15 protein-coding genes are annotated in these 18,027 nt (G+C 43.6%); 10 read left to right on the top strand and 5 right to left on the bottom strand.

The genetic code is table 11. The annotated features are described in order from the left end of the window. Window positions 1–193: 193 nt before the first annotated feature. Window positions 194–436: a transposase gene (locus QUA88_RS21720; protein ID WP_333057252.1), complete on the top strand. Its 243-nt coding sequence runs from the start codon at window positions 194–196 to the stop codon at window positions 434–436. Window positions 437–787: 351 nt separating this feature from the next. Continuing rightward, on the top strand, window positions 788–1,285 hold the full coding sequence (locus QUA88_RS21715; RefSeq protein WP_333057253.1) for a hypothetical protein: 498 nt from the start codon (window positions 788–790) through the stop codon (window positions 1,283–1,285). 66 nt (window positions 1,286–1,351) lie between these two features. Here QUA88_RS21715 and QUA88_RS21710 read toward each other — a convergent pair whose 3' ends face one another. The 3 genes from QUA88_RS21710 to QUA88_RS21700 form a co-directional block, all read right to left on the bottom strand. Then, the gene (locus QUA88_RS21710; protein WP_039886668.1) at window positions 1,352–1,717 is read right to left on the bottom strand and encodes a response regulator transcription factor; all 366 of its coding nucleotides are present in this window, start codon (window positions 1,715–1,717) and stop codon (window positions 1,352–1,354) included. Window positions 1,718–2,039: 322 nt separating this feature from the next. Further along, window positions 2,040–4,376, bottom strand: coding sequence for a polysaccharide biosynthesis tyrosine autokinase (locus QUA88_RS21705; RefSeq protein ID WP_333057254.1), 2,337 nt, complete (start codon window positions 4,374–4,376; stop codon window positions 2,040–2,042). Window positions 4,377–4,511: 135 nt separating this feature from the next. Beyond that, the gene (locus QUA88_RS21700; RefSeq protein ID WP_333057255.1) at window positions 4,512–5,984 is read right to left on the bottom strand and encodes a polysaccharide biosynthesis/export family protein; all 1,473 of its coding nucleotides are present in this window, start codon (window positions 5,982–5,984) and stop codon (window positions 4,512–4,514) included. A 205-nt stretch (window positions 5,985–6,189) separates the two neighbouring features. On the opposite strand from QUA88_RS21700, the gene QUA88_RS21695 reads away from it, so the two are divergent. The 3 genes from QUA88_RS21695 (at window position 6,190) to QUA88_RS21685 (ending at window position 10,409) form a co-directional block, all read left to right on the top strand. Beyond that, on the top strand, window positions 6,190–7,611 hold the full coding sequence (locus QUA88_RS21695) for an O-antigen ligase family protein (protein ID WP_333273769.1): 1,422 nt from the start codon (window positions 6,190–6,192) through the stop codon (window positions 7,609–7,611). A gap of 267 nt (window positions 7,612–7,878) precedes the next feature. Further along, complete coding sequence (locus QUA88_RS21690; RefSeq protein WP_333057257.1) at window positions 7,879–9,216, top strand: flippase; 1,338 nt, start codon at window positions 7,879–7,881, stop codon at window positions 9,214–9,216. After that, entirely contained in the window at window positions 9,213–10,409 is a 1,197-nt protein-coding gene (locus QUA88_RS21685) for a hypothetical protein (RefSeq protein ID WP_333233839.1), read from the top strand. The genes QUA88_RS21690 and QUA88_RS21685 overlap by 4 nt, the downstream gene beginning before the upstream one ends. A 39-nt stretch (window positions 10,410–10,448) precedes the next feature. On the opposite strand, the gene QUA88_RS21680 is transcribed toward QUA88_RS21685, so the two are convergent. Next, entirely contained in the window at window positions 10,449–11,150 is a 702-nt protein-coding gene (locus QUA88_RS21680) for a CatB-related O-acetyltransferase (protein ID WP_333057259.1), read from the bottom strand. Between the two features lie 13 nt (window positions 11,151–11,163). Beyond that, window positions 11,164–12,057, bottom strand: coding sequence for a glycosyltransferase family 2 protein (locus tag QUA88_RS21675; RefSeq protein WP_333273765.1), 894 nt, complete (start codon window positions 12,055–12,057; stop codon window positions 11,164–11,166). Between the two features lie 445 nt (window positions 12,058–12,502). On the opposite strand from QUA88_RS21675, the gene QUA88_RS21670 reads away from it, so the two are divergent. From QUA88_RS21670 to QUA88_RS21650, 5 genes are all read left to right on the top strand, one after another. Further along, window positions 12,503–13,411, top strand: a complete 909-nt coding sequence (locus tag QUA88_RS21670; RefSeq protein ID WP_333057261.1) for a glycosyltransferase family 2 protein — start codon at window positions 12,503–12,505, stop codon at window positions 13,409–13,411. Between the two features lies 1 nt (window position 13,412). After that, window positions 13,413–14,573: a glycosyltransferase family 4 protein gene (locus tag QUA88_RS21665; RefSeq protein ID WP_333057262.1), complete on the top strand. Its 1,161-nt coding sequence runs from the start codon at window positions 13,413–13,415 to the stop codon at window positions 14,571–14,573. 113 nt (window positions 14,574–14,686) lie between these two features. Further along, a complete protein-coding gene (locus QUA88_RS21660) occupies window positions 14,687–15,916 on the top strand; it encodes a glycosyltransferase (protein ID WP_333057263.1) in 1,230 nt (409 codons plus the stop codon). A gap of 59 nt (window positions 15,917–15,975) precedes the next feature. Then, window positions 15,976–17,058: an NAD-dependent epimerase/dehydratase family protein gene (locus QUA88_RS21655; RefSeq protein ID WP_333057264.1), complete on the top strand. Its 1,083-nt coding sequence runs from the start codon at window positions 15,976–15,978 to the stop codon at window positions 17,056–17,058. Window positions 17,059–17,175: 117 nt separating this feature from the next. Beyond that, the gene (locus QUA88_RS21650; protein WP_333273760.1) at window positions 17,176–17,982 is read left to right on the top strand and encodes a WecB/TagA/CpsF family glycosyltransferase; all 807 of its coding nucleotides are present in this window, start codon (window positions 17,176–17,178) and stop codon (window positions 17,980–17,982) included. The last annotated feature ends 45 nt before the right edge of the window (window positions 17,983–18,027 follow it).

Raw genomic sequence — 18,027 nt, 5'->3', positions numbered from 1 at the left:
AGCTTCTTTGAGAGAAATAGTGGCAGCACATCCCGATGCAACCTTACTAGAATTGTGTGAGTTATTTGCCCAGAAGAATCGTAAAAAAAAACAGTGATCGGTAGCCAAGCCGGCACTGAAAGAGTCATGAAGTTAAGGTTAGATTATTGGTAAAAACTCAAGCATATCGACCCAAAAAATATAGTCTTTTTAGATGATACTGGAGTATTACGCTTGTTTAACCAGAAGTCATGCACGTTCACAACGAGGAACGAGAGTCTATGCGGTTAAACCTTTTTACCGAGGGAAAAAAGTCACAGTAATTGGTGCAATTAGTTTGAAGCGAGTAGTGGCACTCATGACAATGGATAACTCAATGGATGGCAAAGCATTTGAGGTATTTATTGAGCAATGTTTAGTGCCACAATTGTGGTCGGGAGCAGTAGACGTGAATTGATAATTTACCCGCGCATAAAGTAGATTCAATTAAGCCAGTAGATTGAAGCGGTGGGTGCTTCTATCTTGTGTTTTTCCCCATAGTCTCCTGATTTTAATCCAATTGAATTATGGTGGTCGCAACTCAAATCTTTCTCGATCCATTTGTCACCAACCACCACTAAAATGGTTGACACCATAATTTCTGTGGCTCTTGACTTAATTAATCCGAAACATCTTAAAAACTGGTTTACTAATTGCTGCTACTGTACCTCATAACATCCGGAAGTGCTGTATGCTATTTATAGGGCGATTAGGTCATTGGTTTGTGTTAATATGCTAAAATATCAAACAACCACGCGGTAATAATTAGGTGGACAAACTTCAGACAGATATAGAAGCAATTTACTCTAAAATTGAGGAATTGCGCCTGGAACGCCAGCAGCTTAGTATTGCCGATGTTGTCCCAGCAGGTGATTCGCCCCAAGCGATCGCCGATGCTTATCGGCGTCACGCCAGGGAAACAGCACAAGTGTCGGCAGAAGTCAAGGGTATAGATGACGCGATCGCGGCTCTGTCTGCTCAACTGAGTCAGAAACAACAGCAGTCGGTAAAGTTGCAAAGAATCAGTCCGATGGAGGAGCAAGTTGAAGAAGGAAGACTACTAGCTCAGGGACACGCGGAACGGATTAATGAACTGGCGGCGGAACTGGCGGCGGAAGTGAAGGGACTCAAGGCCATCGCCGACCAAATTAGTCCCAGCTACTGGCAAGTTTATTACAAGCCTTTTATTACTGGTTTTAAGAGTATTTCTGTTCCCTACGTGCGATCGGACGGGGATGTTTGGACTATTGTCAATCGAGTAGTTTAGAGAGGCTGCGGGAGCAGAAATAATCAGCGCTGAAGACAATTTTTTTCCTGTCCCTACTCCTCCACCTCAACCTCGCAGCAGTTGCTTAATAGTCCCGACCAATTCTTGAGGGTGAAATGGCTTGGCGATGTAAGCGTCGGCTCCTTGTTTCATTCCCCAATAGCGATCGAACTCTTCGCTTTTGCTCGAACACATTACTACAGGCAAATTTTGGGTTTTAGGGTCGCTTTTGAGCCTGCGACAGACTTCGTAGCCGTTCATCCGGGGCATCACGATATCCAGAACGACTAAATCTGGGCGGTTAGCTTTAATTTGCTCTAGAGCTTCTACGCCATCACTCGCTACCGTGACGTTTAGTCCTCTACCTTTGAGCAAGTCGGCGATCATCTCCCGCAGAGTGACGCTATCATCAACAACCATAACTGTACTCATAGAATAATCCCTACCAAGTTTCTGGGTTGAAACGTTCTCATTAACGTTTACACTAACGTTCACCTTCAAAGGTGTCTTTTCCTGATTGAGATTGCGCTCTGCTAAATGTAGTTTACCCACTTTTGCTGATTTCTCAATCATTTTCTGAGTAATTACCGCAAAATTTAAATATCCGCGCAATCTCGGTTGACACACGAGGCTATGTCCGTTAGTCTATCATTTTCTTTCTCAAATGGTACTATTATCAAAAAATCAGGGTATAGCTTGGTTGTGCGTTTCCCGTTGAGGACGGCGGCCCTCGGCCGCCTGCATCAACATTTGTCTAATTAGGATTTTTCGTACCTAAAGCCGATAGTTTTTGGTCGTAGAGCGTGTCTAAAACGACCGGGCGTTGGCGGTAGCTGTGACCGGTGTTTTTGCAGCCATTAGCAACGATTCCCAAAACGGAAGCTCCAGAAATTTTTAATTCTTCTAAAACTTTGCGAACTTGCGCTCGGTCCGTTTGCCCAATTTGGACGACCATAATCGTAGCGTCTGTGTGAGCTGCGATCAAGTGGGTGTCTGCCAAGCCTGCTAGTGGCGGGGTGTCATAAATTACTAAGTCAAAAAATGCTTGAAATTGCTCCATCAGATACTGCATTTTTTTGGAAGAAAGAAGCTTGATCGGATCGGGGGGAATTTGGCCTGCGGTGAGTACAAACAAATTTTCTTGGTTCGGGGCTCGTTGAATCGCGTCGTTGAGGCTGATATCTGTGGAGATGGCATCGCCCAGGCCACGCACGTTCGACAGTCCTAACTTAGCGTGCAGTTGGGGGCAACGCAAATCTGCATCTACTAACAATACTCGCTGTCCTACGGCTGCTGCTGTGGCTGCTAGGTGCAAAGCTACTGTAGATTTCCCGTCTCCGGTTACGGCTGAGCCGACTAAGAGCGATCGAATTGCCGTGCCTGCGCTCAGCAAGTGAATGTTCGTGTATAGGGATCGAAATGCTTCTAAAAATTGATAGTCCAAGTCGCTCAAAATACTTGGTGCCCCGCTCATCGAACCAGTAGGTCTAGCTTCGACCTGTTCGACTACTTCCACTTTCGAGTTCGATCGAGCCGATGTTAGTTTTCTCTGTCTGGCTGGCGGTCTGCGCTTGACTTTCTTGGTAAACGGAATCACCCCGAGTATTGGCAATCTTGTGGCCATTCTGAGTGATTCTGGAGTGTGGAACACAGTATTTAGTACCTCTACGAGCAAGCCGACGGCTATGCCCAGCAGACTGCTTAAAATTACTGCCAGCGCTAACTGTTTTCTGGTTTGTTTGACGGTAGCTGTTATAGGGTTGCCGAATTTGTCTCGCGGAATTTCCGGAGGATTTATCAGCACCCAGGGTATTTGCTCCTGAGCCGCATCAATTCGCAAGGCTTCTCGTTTTGCCAAGAAGTCCGACAAACTCTTAGTAACTACTTGCAGTTCTCGCTGTAAATTGTCGTATTGTCGGGTTGTAACTGAAAAGTTTCTAATTTTTTGGTTGAGAGCATTTTGCACAGCGGTCATTTCACGATCGCGCGCTTCAATTTCTTTGATTTGGGTCTCTAAATTTCCCATCACCACTTCTTTTGCTTGTTGAGTGGCGGTTAAAATAAGTTCTTCCCGACTTTTTCGCAGCGCTAAAACTGGCAAACTGTCTTCTCTGTACTGAGCTAATTTCATTGACAATTCCGAGTCTATTCTCTGAATTTGACCTAAGAGTCCGCCGTAAGCTTGTCCTTGGGTAATCAGCAGCCCCTGGGGATTATTTTCCTTGAGTAGTTTTTCATAGCTTTGGTAGAGGTTTCGCATCCCTTTTAGCTGAACTCTGATTTCTACTTGCTTGCCGCGAATGCTTTGAACTTGTTCAGACAAAGATTTTCCCTCTATCTGAGGTTCAAATAAGTTGCTCTGCTGCCGCAGTCTTTGGACTTGCAATTGCAGAACTTCTACTCTTTCTCGGAGCTTGGGAAGCTCCGTATCTATAAATTTAATACCTTGATTAATGCCCATCAGCCGTTGCTGCAAGCTGTAGTCTAGATAAGCTTTAGAAATTTTGTCCAATACGTTGTTAATTTTTTTTCTGTCTGCATCTTTGTAGCGAACTTGTAAAATTTTTGTGCCTTGCTGTTTGCCATCTTTCGTGTAGCTGATGCGGTTGATGGACATTTTTGAGATCAGTTCCGTATAGGTCATTTTGGGATACCACGCTCGCAATTCCTCAAGCACGGGCTGCATCAATTTGGGGCTACGCAAAATCCTAATTTGGGTTTCGTAGTCTACTAAGCTAATTCCTTCTATATTAATTCTTGCTAAGTCGGCAGCTTGGGTGTTGTTTAATTGTTTGGACAGCAAACCTTCAGCAGTGGCGGGTTCTACTAACAGGGAAAAGGAGCCTTCATACTCGATCGTTATGCTTTTAGAAGTGGCGACGATCGCTGTTCCTGCCAGGGCGCTCAAAGCAATGGTGGCGGCTGCCATGACCGGGAAGCGACGGCGCACGACGCCTAAGAGCCAGGACAAGTCTAGCTTTTCTTCTTCTCTCTCCTCAACAAAGTGATCTCTGTAGTTCTGAGCAGATAACTCCGGCAGTTTGCCATTCGATTTAGGTGTGAAGGGTTGGTAATCTTGTCTGCTATCCATATTCAGCCTGGGTATTTTTGAGGTTGATATTTTTGAGGTTGATATTTTTGAAGCGGCCAGGTCGCGGCTGGGTAATCTTATTGTTTAGTTTATTCTAGCCTTTGCCAGGAATTATTCACCTCACCCGCCGCCTTCTTACCTGAATAAAAATCGGAGAACGTTTATAAAATTTAACACTCCCGTCGCAGGCCCGACAGGTCCGATTACAGCGTTCATGCGATCGACAAAATTGACGAGACCCCTGCGAGATACGATAATCATGTCGTTGTTGCGAAGTTGAGGATTGGTTTCTTCGTTAATTCCTTGAGTTAAATTGACTTCGATCGTCCGTTTAGTAGCTGTACCGTCGTTATTGAGGCGGACTAGCTCAACTTTATCCCTTCTAGCTCTGGTATTCTCGTAGCCAAAAAATCCTCTGGAAACTAAAGCTTGATTCAGTGTGGCATTAGCTGGGAGCCTCAAGGGATCGAGGGATGTTCTGAGTTCTCCTACTACAAAAACGTTAATGCCGACGGGGGCAAAGTTAGTGCTAGCGAGTACGCCAGCTTCTGCTGGGTTAACGATCGTGGCTTTGGGCACAATGATCGTGTCTCCCTCCTGGAGGATGGTATCTTGAGCGCCGTCGCCGGACTCTAGGAACTGCCACAGGTTGACTGGGATAATTTGTTCACCTCTTCTGGTGACGCGCCGCACTTGGATTTGCCGGATGTCGGCATCCGATGTGATGCCACCAGCTAGCTGAATGGCCCGGATGACGGTGGGGAAACCTTCGCGGCTGAGGTCGTTGGTGGTATTGCCACCGATCACGACGTAAGCCCCGGGGCGGGTGACTTGACCAACGATGGAGATCGATCGAGGTTTTTCTGGGGGTGGCGAAAAGTTTGCCGTCGCAAATTGACGAGCTTCTGCTTGGTTGAAGTTGGCGACTGTGGGAATCACGATTGTGTCTCTGTCTTGCAAAATTATGTCTTGAGAGATGTCTCCTTCCTCCAAGAATTTCCACAGGTTGACATTGAGCACTTGATCGGGGCCGTCTCGTTGGGGACGGCGGACACGGATGTTGCGGATGTCGGCCACACCCGTGACGCCTTCTGCGAGTCTGATCGCTTGGGTGACAGTGGGGTACTGGACACTCGGCGCGGCTCCCGGGCCAGGAGTTAGGGTAATGGTGAAGTTTCCGGGCCTGGTGACTTCTCCGATGACGCCGACGTTGAGGGGGCGGGCGGCGACGAGGCTGACTGTGACTATGGGGTCTTTGAGGACGCGGCGGTAGGCGTTGCGGATGATGTTGGTGGCTTCTACTAAGGTGCGACCGCGGATGGAGACCAAGCCGATCAGGGGCAGGTTGACTGAACCGTCGGAAAGGACTTCGTAGCCACGGCTAAGTTCGGGTACTTCGAGTATTTCTACTTGGATGCGATCGCCACCGCCGAGTTTGTAGCTTTCGGGCGATCGCCTAACGGGCGCAACATTCTGGGCTTGGTCTGCGCCTAGCGGGATGGGAAGTTGTGCCGGGGTGATCCTGGCATCAGCGAGGACACTGGAAGCAAACAAGACAACACCCACAACCGACGGGGCTATCTGCCTTGGAAAATGGGTGTTAACCATACACCACCTAATTTTATTGACTATGATTTATATAAGTGTAGCCTTTTTAGTGCTGGGCAAAAAGCTCATTATTTTAAGCGATCGCCGAAAAAACGATGCTGTATTTTTGCTTTATGCCTAATTTATGTGTTAGCGTGGTTGCGGGTTGACGGCTATATTTTATATCTATATAATTTGATATTGTTGGTGATAAAGGAAAGCAATTATGAATCAACCAGTGTCTCTACCCAATATGCTGAGAGAGCTGATTTTAGGTAGTTCTTCATTGACTTTGATGCTACTTGCTATAGTCGGGATGGCAACTATACTATTATTTCAATTTGCCAGCTATAAAAAAATCGGTTTGGCTTTAGAAAAAAGCTTTGCTTGTCTTTATATTTTTATCTCTCCCTTTTTGATACAACCTCCTTTTAATTACTTGCATTTTGTTAATTTGAAAGATCCAGAAGGGGGAATATTAAAACTAATACCTTATTTTTTTTACCCCTGGGTAGTATTAATTTTGATTTCAAGAATCAAAATTTTTATGAGCAATTTTATAGATATTTTTTCCAAAATATTGATAATGAATCCTTTCTTTTTACTTTATATATTACTTCCCTTACTGTCTACATTATGGTCTCTAGTTCCTGAAGAAACGCTAAGAGCAAGCCTAGCTTTCTCAGGATTTACTGCTTTCGGGTTTTACATTGCAGCCCAATATAAATGGGAGGATTTATCTCGTTTCTGGCGCTGGGGATACACGGCAATTGGTTTGGCAAGTTTTGTAATTAAACCCCCTGGAGCAGGCGATTTTGTTGGCTTAACCCAATCTAAAAATTCTTTGGGGGGAGTCTTATCTCTCTGTACGGCATTTTGGTATTTGCATTATTTTCAAGGAGCTAAAACTCAGAAAGATCGCTGGATTGCTTTGGGAATGATGTTTTTTTCATTTTACCTGGTAAGGGCTAATAAATCGAGCGCGGCTCTAGTGATTACAATCCTATTAATAATTGCAGTGTCGTCACTAAACTTTCTACAAAAATTAAGTTTTCAGTGGGCATTTACTGCGATTATATGTTTCCTGGTCGTCAGCATAATTATGACTGTTTTTGTAGTAGACAACCTAGAGGATATTATTGTAGGTGGCTTAGGCAAAGACTTGACTCTAACTGGGCGGACAGAATTCTGGCCGCAGTTAATTGCTGCGGTAAATCAGCGCCCCTGGTTTGGCTACGGATACGATGGATTTTTTCAACAAGATAAGTTAGGATCGGGTACTCCGGCTTATTTTATTTATACTCCTAATGGATTTCAACCGAAAAATCCTCACAATGGCGCGATCGGTATCTTGTTAGCCTTCGGTTGGCCCGGATTAATCTTAATGATGACTTCCTTGCTGCTCAATTTAGCTTACGCAGTTCGGTATTTGAGTCGTAGCACCCTGGAAGAAGCGGGAATACCGATTTGTTTTCTAGTGTCTATTATTATAAGCAACATCACAGAAAGTTATATTATAGAGATAGCAAATCCTTGGCTGAGTTACGCAATGTTGACGGTTCGACTGGCGATAGATAATGCTAACAATAGTTCTAACAGTAGCACCAGTAGCCCTCAAAGGCGTTCTTTAGCTGGCACTGTCCATTGAAGTAAGCATTGGGCGGATCGTGGGTCAATTTGGAGAGCATCTCATATTTGTAAAAACACTTCTTCTGGCTCATTCCTTCTTCCTCTTTCCTCCTGCCTCCTGCCTCGTGCCTCCTGCCTCCAAACTCCAATTTCTAGGTGGGCTGCTTTCATTGAGATGCTCCCTCAAGTTGTGATATGTTGTTATAGGATCAACCAGTCTAATTTTGCGAGATTGCCGACCCTGCCAGAACTGCGTTTGTGTTTTGTAAAGATTTAAAATATTCTGATGCTAGATAAGTTAACTGCGGTCAGTAAAAGGCTCGGCCCTAATCTGCGCCAGGTACTCAGCAACATAGCTTGGCTGTTCACTGACCAAATCTTGCAGATGGGTCTAGGTCTGTTTGTCGGTCTTTGGGTGGCTCGCTATCTTGGTCCGACACAATTTGGATTGCTCAACTACGCGATCGCCTTTGTGTCGCTGTTTAGTTCGGTGGCAACGATGGGGTTGGGTACTCTGGTAGTGAGGAATATCGCTCGCGACCCAGAATGCAAAAATGAGACCCTCGGAACTGCCTTCGGACTGCAATTTACTGGTGGCTGCATCACTTTGTTGTTAACTGTCACCGTGATTGCGCTACTCAAACCCAACGACACTCTGACTCGGTGGCTGGTAGGTATCATCGCAGCCGGAACTATCTTTAATGCTTTTGAGGCTATCAATTTTTGGTTTCAGTCCCAAATCCAGTCAAAATATACAGTGTTGGCTAAAAATTCAGTATGTTTTTTAGTTGCTGCTGTCAGAATTGGGTTAGTAACAATTAAAGCCCCCCTGCTTGCCTTCGCCTGGGTTAGATTGACAGAGGTCGCATTAGTAGGAATCGCTTATGTATATTTTTATCAGCTTACGGGGAATAAAATTAAGGATTGGCACTTCAGTTGGGAAAGGTGTAAGGAACTGCTATCGGAGAGTTGGCCGATAATATTGTCGGGATTGGCCGTTTATGTGTACTCAAAAACAGATCAGATAATGCTCGGTGCGATGAATAAAAATGCTGAACTTGGCTATTATGCTGCCGCTGTTAAAATTTCCGAAATTTGCGATTTCTTGCCGATGATCATATCCGGTTCTATTTTTCCCAAATTAGCGAATTTGAGAAATACAAATTATGAAGAATATCTAAATAAATTTCAAATTTACTCGGATATTATGATATTTTTATGGTTGGGAGTGGCGATACCGATATCATTACTTTCTCCCTGGATAGTGCATCTGCTTTACGGTGAAAACTATGCGAAGTCAGCAGCGGTACTGTCAATCTATGTTTGGGCGCAATTTGGCAGTAACTTTGGAGTAGCACGGAGTACATATTTGAACATAGAAGGTCAGTTGCGCTACGGTCTTTACTTGACTGTAGTCGGATCTATTTTTAATGTAGGGTTGAACTTTTTTCTGATTCCTAAATATGGAGCTTTTGGAGCAACGGCAGCTACTCTGATAACTTATTTTTACGTGATTATATTAGTCAATTTCTTGATTAAGGAATTGCGCCCCTTCGCAAATTTTATCTGGCGTTCGCTTAACTTATACAAGGCAGCTTGTAGAATCCGAGGATTAGTAAAGTGATTCAAATTAAACCTAAAATCGAACAGCGATCGAATTGCCCCTATTGTGGAACAGAACTTAATCCGAAAAATGTTCTGTGGCACGGTATCCACATTGTTCTAGACTCTAAGTGCGAGGGATGCGGCAGCGAGATAATCGACGATTTGAGAGTAGGTCATGGAGTGAAAAACTACATCCAAGTTAATTTAATAAAAGGAGAAATTTTTGCAGCCGAGGATTACAAGAAGGAATGGTTAGGCCAACCATTACTTAATTCACTCCAAAATCCTCAACCGGAAAAACTTGAGATTGTAAAAGAAATTTTTAAACCCTGCAATCGGGTAATTATCTTAAACTGTATCGATCATCTTTATGGTCATTCCCTGCTCAAGTTGCTAAATGCACAAAGGCACTTAGAATGCAACTCGGACTACGGGTTAGTTGTGATAGTTCCTAAGTTTTTAAGGTGGATGGTTCCTGATGAAGTTGCAGAAGTCTGGACCGTACCTATTTCTTTAAAAAATGGTCAGAATTACTATCCCAGCTTCGCCGAGTTTGTTGAAGAAGAAACTAAACGCTTTGATGAAATTTATGTCAGCGAAGCTCATTCTCATCCCAGTCAGTTCGACATCACGCGCTTTACTAGAGTTCCAAAACATAACTTTGAGAACAAAGAAATAAAAATTACTTTTATTTGGCGCGAAGATCGTTTATTAGTTAACCGTTTGCTGTTTCGAGTGCTTAGAAAAATAGATCAAAAAGCAATGTCACTGCCATTGCAAAATTTAAAAATTCAGCAGTTATTTGAGAAGATCAGGTTGCAAGTACCAGAAGCAAAATTTGCAGTAGCTGGTTTGGGGACAAAAACTAAGTTTCCAGAATGGATTGAAGATTACAGAGTGGATAGTTTTAATGAAAAAGTTGAAAAGGAAATATGCGGTATTTATTCACAAAGCCGCTTAGTAATTGGTCTTCACGGCTCTAATATGTTGCTACCTTCGGCTCATGCTGGTATGACAATTGATTTGATAGATGAGCGTTGGGGGAACTTTGCCCAAGATATTTTATACCAAGAACGTGATCCGAGAATGGCTAGTTTTCGCTATAGATTTTTACCGTATCAGACTAGCAATGAGACACTGGCATTCATAGCGGCTGTGATGGTTCTGAATTGGTCTAAGTTTAAATCCCAGATGACTGCTGATGTTATATAACATCGGGCTAATTAGACCTACTACCGAATCCGCTAGCCTTCAACTATTTTCCGTGTTATAAATATGGATAAATTTGTCAATGTTGTGAAAATCTTTGACATTTTTTCTCAACCATTTTTCATCATTGTCCCACCACTTAAACTTCAGCAGAAAATCAATCTTTTGTTCATCAAACCTATAGCGAATAAGTTTGGCCGGAATTCCTCCATATATAGCATAAGGTGGCACATCTTTTGTGACAACGGCTCCGGCTGCGATAATGGCTCCATCACCAATAGTTACACCATCTACAACAATAACATTTGATCCAATCCAAACATCATTGCCGATATGGACAGTTTTTTCCTCTTCCTCAAAATATTTTTGGTCTACAAAGGTTGTCCCTACTAGCATCTTTGGCGAATAAAATATCGGATGGCTTGAAACAAAATTTCCCACAGGATGTACGCCTAAGCGAATGATGCAGTTTGGCCCTATCGAACAAAAATTGCCGACAACACCATTGAAAATTCGCGTATTATCGCGCACATAAGTGTAAGAACCTATGACAGAACCTTCTATGGCTACACGACTAGACACACTAACATTGTGACTGATAGTTGAATTTGTAACCAAAGCCATATAGTCTTGATAAAAATTATTATATTTAAACTTGTTTTTCCACCAATTGACTAAAAATCGCAGATATTCAGTGATTGGATTTTTGAGTAGAGAACTGAGAAATGTTGAGATTTTAGACATGGTTACTAATTACTTAGTGAAGGTTAAATATTGTGTTCCCACATAGCTTATTTAATTTTTTCTTGATGCGCCTGATTAATGGGGGATGATAATCATAAAATGTATCTTGAGTGAATTGATCCGCTACAAAATTTCGGATCGCGTGGTTGGGATGCTTTAAAGGAAAGGTCATTGCTTCCGTTGGCATATTACTGTATATACTATCTTCTCCTGAAGTATGGGTGGCTTGACTGCCAAATCCAATATTAGAAATTAAATTGTTTTCTGGAATAATAGCAAGTCCATTTTGAACCCAACAAGTAAAAAGCCATCTAAAAAACCAATTGTTGACAGTTCCATCATAGGAAACTTGAAAAGCACTATCCCAAACTTTTACAGATTGAGGATTACCTAATAAATTTTCGAGAAAACCGGCTTCCCGAAGTTGAGGCCATAACTTCATGTCAACATCATAGTATTGCCATGCTCTGCGCCAAGTCGCCCATCCCCAACAGTTACTAAAACGCGAAAAATAGTAACTGTCTTCTGTTCTTTTTCTGCCAAATTGTAAATTTACGCCAGCGATTGACATAATCCGTTTGTCATCTCGATAATGCTCTAATAACTGTTCACAAAAAGGGAAGAAGTTCGGGTGTGGCAAACAGTCATCTTCGAGTATAATTGCTTCTTCTACGGTATTAAATACCCAGTCGAAACCGCTAGAAATGCGATCCCTGCAACCTAAATTAATCTCTGAATAATTTTTCAGAACTTCACAGTCCCAATCGACCCGATCGATAATTGCACGTACAGCGGCGCACTTTTCATCTTCCCCAGGTTTGTTGGCACGAGGGCCGTCAGCTATTACTAACAGCTTAGGGGGTTTAACTTGTCGAATCGCCTCGAAGACTTTTTCAGTAGTATCCACTCGATTGAAGACCACAAAAACAATGGGACTTTTTGTATGATAATGTGGCATTTAAACTGTTCAACTCCTACGAGTATAAATATTTTTGCTTAGTACAACTCATCAATATTATGAATGTGCTAGGAAGTTTGCAGGCTTCGCTTGTTAACTTAAGTTCTAAATTCCAATTTATCACCAAAAAGTTCGCGGGTCAACTATAATACAGCAATAGTTTACCCAGACAGACTTCTAGGACTGACGCTCTTAAACTCTAAAACCTTGATACCCCCACCCCGTTGCCCAAGTGGGGAACTCTTAAAGCCCCATTGTGAAAAGGGGGGGGGAGCGACTGCGTAAGCCATACTTTCATTTTTGTAGCGACGGTTGCAACCGCCGAGCGAGTGGTAAAATAAAACACTGTTACTTTTAGCCTTACCTATCGTTAAAAGCAGCAAAATTGGGAATAATGAACCGTACTAAAATCGCCGCCCTTTTAACTTGCTTCAACCGCAAAGAGAAAACATTAGCTTGCTTAGATGCTCTTTTTAAGCAGGCACTTCCAGCCGATGTTGATATTTTAGCCTATCTAGTCGATGACGCCAGTACCGATGGCACCAGCGAGGCCGTTCGTCAAATCTATCCTCAAGTCAATATTTTTTCCGGCGATGGTAACTTATTTTGGAACGGGGGAATGCGTGGGGCTTTTACCGAAGCAATGAAAGATGATCCCGACTACTACCTATGGTTAAATGATGACACTCTTATTTATCGAGACACCGTAAGTGTATTGCTAGAAACAACTCAAAAATTATCAGAAAAAGGAGAAACAAAAGCCATCATTGGCGGTTCTACCTGCGACCCCGAAACGGGTCAAACAACATACGGAGGTGTGGTGCGAAATAACCCTTTGCACCCCTTCCGATATGGTATCCTCGAACCAACAAAAGAGCCTCAGATGTGCGATACTATGCACGGCAACTGCGTATTAATTCCCCGCAGTGTTGTGCAAAAGGTCGGCAACCTCGATCCGGCTTTTGTCCATTATATTGGCGATTGGGATTATGGTTTACGAGCCAGACAGAAAGGATGTACAGTTTGGATTTCTCCTGGCTATTTAGGCACTTGTTCTCTCAACCCCCAAGTGATCAAAACGGCTGCTGATAATTTAAGTGAAGGATTGGATAAAATGAGCAAACCGAAAGGTTTATCATTCAAAGATACTACCCTGCAACCGGCTCAAGAGTGGAAAGTATTTACTCAGCGGCATGGTGGCTGGTTGTGGCCAATTTATTGGCTGCTACCTTATCGCAGGTTAGTTTGGCTTTCAGTGTTGAGTAAACTGGGATTGACTAAAAACAAAACTCAAGGTGAATAGGATGGTTGATAGAAATGAACTCCGCATTGCTTGGCTTGTCCCGGAAGTGGAACTGGGAGCTTACTGGCAGCCTGTTTTGAGGGAATTTACGAAATTTTTTAAGAATACTGTATTTTATACTGGTCGTGTTTGGTCTGGGTTCGATCCGACCCTGCCGGGAGCATCGGCAATTCAGTTGGTAGGGGAGACTAAATTTGTCGAGACGGAAAAGATAGAAACAGGATACGATCGCGGATTCATTGTAGTATCGCCTAGTATTATCGGCTATTTGCTAAAATTTAGACCTCATGTGGTCTTTCCCCAAGCTTTCTCTTTGTGGACTGTAATTGTTGCGTTTTTAAAACCGCTACTGAGGTGGAAAGTTGCAATTATTTACGATGGTAGTTCCCCAAATACAGACTTTCGAGATTCCAGTTTTAGGACATTTGTGCGCCGCATCATTGTGCGGTTTGCCGATGCTTTTGTTGCCAATAGCAATGCGGGTAAAAAATATCTGATGGAAGTTCTCAACGTACCGGAGGATAAAATTTTTACCCGAACCTATCTGGTACCTGATGCGGGTGCTTTGCTGAAACGATTGGATCAGACTCAGCCCCAAAACTTGCAGTTGAAACGCCCGATTTTTCTGTATGTAGGGCGCATCACGGCTAGAAAGGGAATTAAAACGCTTTTAGAAGCTTGCGCTATTCTTAAAAATCAAGGTTATGTTGATTATTCGCTGTTGATTATTGGCAAGGGAGATCAGCGGGAAGAACTGGAAGCATTTATTAAACAGTGCGATTTTGAAGAGCAAGTAACGTGGGCGGGATGGGTAGAATATGGAAATTTAGGTGCTTATTTTCAGCAAGCTGATATTTTTGTGTTTCCTACTTTTGAGGATGTCTGGGGTATGGTTGTACCCGAAGCGATGGTTTTGGGAAAACCAGTCTTGTGTTCAAATGGTGCAGCTTCCTGTGAGTTAATTATGTCAGGCGAGAACGGTTATATTTTCGACCCTAGCAGTGTTCAAGAATTAGCGGAGAAAATGCAAGTTTTTCTAGATCATCCTGATTTGATTGAGTCGATGGGAGAGCGTTCACGACAGATAATTTCTCAAAAAACGCCAGAAACAGCAGCTAAAGCTTACGTCGAAGTTACATCTTTTTTGATGGAGAATAGGTAAAGCAAGTTCGGCAAAGGATTTTTTAAAGGATTTAACGGAGGGATGGAAGAGGAAAGAGGGAAAAATTACCAATTACCAATTACCAATTACCAATTACCAATTACCACTTAGCCATGAAAGTTTTATTATCTGCGTTTGCTTGCGAACCGAATCTCGGCTCCGAAGAGGGAGTAGGATGGAATACTGTTATCCAATCTGCTAAACATCACGAAAGTTGGGTATTTACTCGCACGTTTTGTCGATCGTACATTGAAGCAGAACTAGAGCGGAACCCAGTGCCCAACCTGCACTTTGTTTATTTTGATCCGTTTGGGTGGAGCGAAGATTGGAAGGGGAAACAAGGATTGCTGCAACTTCACTACTATCTGTGGCAAATCTGGGCATATTTTATCGCTCGGAAGCTCGATCGCGAAATTGGTTTTGACATAGTACATCACGTGACTTATGTCAAACATTGGTCTCCCAGTTTCCTGGCGCTGTTGCCGCATCCTTTTATTTGGGGGCCTGTGGGGGGTGCAGAAGCAGCACCAAAGCCTTTTTGGCAAGATTTTAGTCGCCGGGGGAAAATTTACGAAACGCTGCGGGCATTGGCTCAAAGCGTAGGAGAACGCGATCCGTTTGTGGGTCTGACGGCGCGCCGCAGTGCCGTGGCACTGGCGACTACGGAAGAAACCGCAGCCCGACTGCGATTTCTTAAAGCAAAAAACGTGAAGATTTTCTCGCAAGTCGGTTTATCGCAGCAGGAAATTCAAGAACTAGAGAAATTTCCTACCCCGCCGGAGCAACCAATTAGATTCATCAGTGTTGGTCGTCTCTTACATTGGAAAGGGGTGCACTTGGGACTCCGTGCATTTGCGGAGGCGAAGCTGGAACAATCGGAATACTGGATTGTGGGAGACGGCCCGGAAAGGCAGCGTTTGGAAGCTTTGGCAACAGAATTGGGACTGGCAAATAAAGTATTTTTTTGGGGAACTTTATCTCGCAGTGAAACTCTTTCTAAAATGGGGGAGTCTCACGTTCTCCTCCATCCGAGTTTGCATGACTCTGGCGGATTTGTCTGCACGGAAATGATGGGGGTTGGTCGTCCGACGATTTGTTTGGATTTGGGGGGTCCGGCTACTCAAGTAACGGCTCAAACGGGGATTAAAGTGGCTGCTACTGACCCAGATCGCACTGTGCAAGGTCTAGCAGAAGCTATAGTGTGTTTAGCCCAAGATCGTGAATTGCGAGATCGCTTGGGTCGATCGGGTCAAACGCGCGTCAGGGAAATCTATGATTGGAATATCAAAGGTAAATTCTTTGCCCAATTGTGCGAAGATGTATTCGATGGAAAATCAGGATAACTTCTGATGGGTTCGATCGAGCAAAACAAAGAAAACTATATTTTTTCAGGCGGTGAAACGTGGGCGTTGCAATCATTACTGGCTCGGCGGGTTTAATTGGTTCTGAGGCGTGTAAGTTCTTTGCCAAACAAGGCTTAGATATCGTTGGCATCGACAATAATATGCGCCAGTTCTTTTTTGGTGCTGATGGTTCTACAAACTGGAACCGCCAACTGCTCGAAAAGTCTTTGGGTACCAAGTATTATCACTTAGATGTGGACATTCGCGACTATGAAGCGATTACCAATATCTTTCAGCGGTACGGCGAGTCGATCGAATTAGTAATTCACACAGCAGCCCAACCCAGCCATGATTGGGCTTCCCGTGCTCCGAAAATAGACTTTACCGTCAATGCCAACGGCACTCTCAATCTTCTAGAAGTAACTCGCTTGTACTGTCCTAAAGCGGTTTTCATTTTCACTTCTACCAATAAAGTATACGGCGATACGCCTAACAGTTTGCCTTTAATTGAATTAGAACACAGGTGGGAAATTGAACCTGGCCATACTTACGAAACCGGCATTCGGGAAGATATGTCAATCGATCAGTGCCTGCACAGTTTGTTTGGTGCTTCTAAGGTAGCTGCTGACGTTTTAGTCCAAGAATACGGTCGATATTTTAATATGAACACCGCTTGTTTTCGCGGTGGCTGTTTGACTGGCCCAAATCACTCAGGAGCTCAATTGCACGGCTTCCTCGCCTACTTGATGAAGTGTGCAGTCACGGGAACTCCTTACACGGTGTTTGGCTACAAAGGCAAGCAAGTTCGCGACAACATTCATAGCGCTGATTTAATTTCGGCATTTTATGAATTTTATAAAGCTCCCCAAAGCGCCCAAGTTTATAATACAGGAGGAGGCAGGTACAGCAATTGTTCAATGTTAGAAGCGATCCAGATGTGCGAGGCAATTGCGGAACGCAAGTTTAATTGGACTTATGCTGAAGGGAATCGCATTGGCGATCACATTTGGTGGATTAGCGACAATTCCAAATTTTCCAGTCACTATCCCAACTGGAAAATGAAATATAACGTTAAACAAATCCTACAGGAGATTTATGAATGTAACCGCGATCGTTGGCTGAAAGAGGATTCCAATGATTGAGCGGGGCAAAAATAATGTGCTGGGAATTTCGGTAAACGATTGAAAAATACAACGTTAAACAAATCTTAGGGGAGATTTATGAGTGTAACTGCGAGCGTTGACTTAAAGAGGTGCTCCATGATTGATAAAGGCAAAAAGAATGTACTGGGCATATTAGTAAATGCCGTTAATTATGAAGCGGCTGTTAGCAAAATTATTGCGGCAGCCAGCGCCGGAAAACCAATGTCAGTTTCTGCTCTAGCGGTTCACGGGGTAATGACTGGGGTTCTCGACAGCACTCATCGTTATCGGATTAATCACATTGACTTAGTATTGCCAGACGGACAGCCGGTCAGGTGGGCGTTAAATTGGCTCTACCATACGGAATTGCCCGATCGAGTTTGCGGGCCGAATGCGATGTTACAAATCTGCGAACGTGCGGCAGAAGAAGGATTACCTATCTATTTGTACGGATCTCAAGCTTCTGTACTGGAAGCTTTATCTCGCAATCTCTGCCAGCGTTTTCCCAAGTTAATTATTGCTGGAACTCAGCCTTCTAAATTTAGGCACGTTTCGCCCCAAGAGAAACAAGAAATTGCACAGCAAATTCGCAACAGCGGTGCAGCAATTACCTTTGTCGGCTTGGGGTGTCCCCGGCAAGAAGTCTGGGCTTACGAATACCGGGACGACTTATCAATGCCGTTGATTGCTGTAGGTGCTGCTTACGATTTTCATGCGGGTAATTTGGCTAAATCTCCTGACTTTTTATCTAAAATAGGTTTGGAATGGCTGTTTCGGATGATGAAGGAACCTCGGCGCCTTTGGCAGCGGTATGTTTTTTTGAATCCACTTTATATATGGTTGTTTTTGCTACAAGCTTTGAAAATCAAACAGTTCGATCCCACAGACGCCACGCCGCCTGTAGAAGAAGTATTATATGGTTGAAATTTAAACGTTTCTGGTGAATTATGGGCGATCGCAAGTAAAAGC

Source organism: Microcoleus sp. D3_18_C2 (assembly GCF_036702395.1).
Classification (GTDB): domain Bacteria; phylum Cyanobacteriota; class Cyanobacteriia; order Cyanobacteriales; family Microcoleaceae; genus Microcoleus.
This window is presented reverse-complemented; position numbering and strand designations above follow the sequence as displayed.

Bases quoted from the DNA above. Each gene is read 5' to 3' on its own strand.
- QUA88_RS21720 (WP_333057252.1), top strand. From the start codon at position 194: ATGATACTGGAGTATTACGCTTGTTTAACCAGAAGTCATGCACGTTCA.
- QUA88_RS21710 (WP_039886668.1), bottom strand. From the start codon at position 1,717: ATGAGTACAGTTATGGTTGTTGATGATAGCGTCACTCTGCGGGAGATG.
- QUA88_RS21705 (WP_333057254.1), bottom strand. From the start codon at position 4,376: ATGGATAGCAGACAAGATTACCAACCCTTCACACCTAAATCGAATGGC.
- QUA88_RS21700 (WP_333057255.1), bottom strand. From the start codon at position 5,984: ATGGTTAACACCCATTTTCCAAGGCAGATAGCCCCGTCGGTTGTGGGT.
- QUA88_RS21695 (WP_333273769.1), top strand. From the start codon at position 6,190: ATGAATCAACCAGTGTCTCTACCCAATATGCTGAGAGAGCTGATTTTA.
- QUA88_RS21690 (WP_333057257.1), top strand. From the start codon at position 7,879: ATGCTAGATAAGTTAACTGCGGTCAGTAAAAGGCTCGGCCCTAATCTG.
- QUA88_RS21680 (WP_333057259.1), bottom strand. From the start codon at position 11,150: ATGTCTAAAATCTCAACATTTCTCAGTTCTCTACTCAAAAATCCAATC.
- QUA88_RS21670 (WP_333057261.1), top strand. From the start codon at position 12,503: ATGAACCGTACTAAAATCGCCGCCCTTTTAACTTGCTTCAACCGCAAA.
- QUA88_RS21665 (WP_333057262.1), top strand. From the start codon at position 13,413: ATGGTTGATAGAAATGAACTCCGCATTGCTTGGCTTGTCCCGGAAGTG.
- QUA88_RS21660 (WP_333057263.1), top strand. From the start codon at position 14,687: ATGAAAGTTTTATTATCTGCGTTTGCTTGCGAACCGAATCTCGGCTCC.
- QUA88_RS21650 (WP_333273760.1), top strand. From the start codon at position 17,176: ATGATTGATAAAGGCAAAAAGAATGTACTGGGCATATTAGTAAATGCC.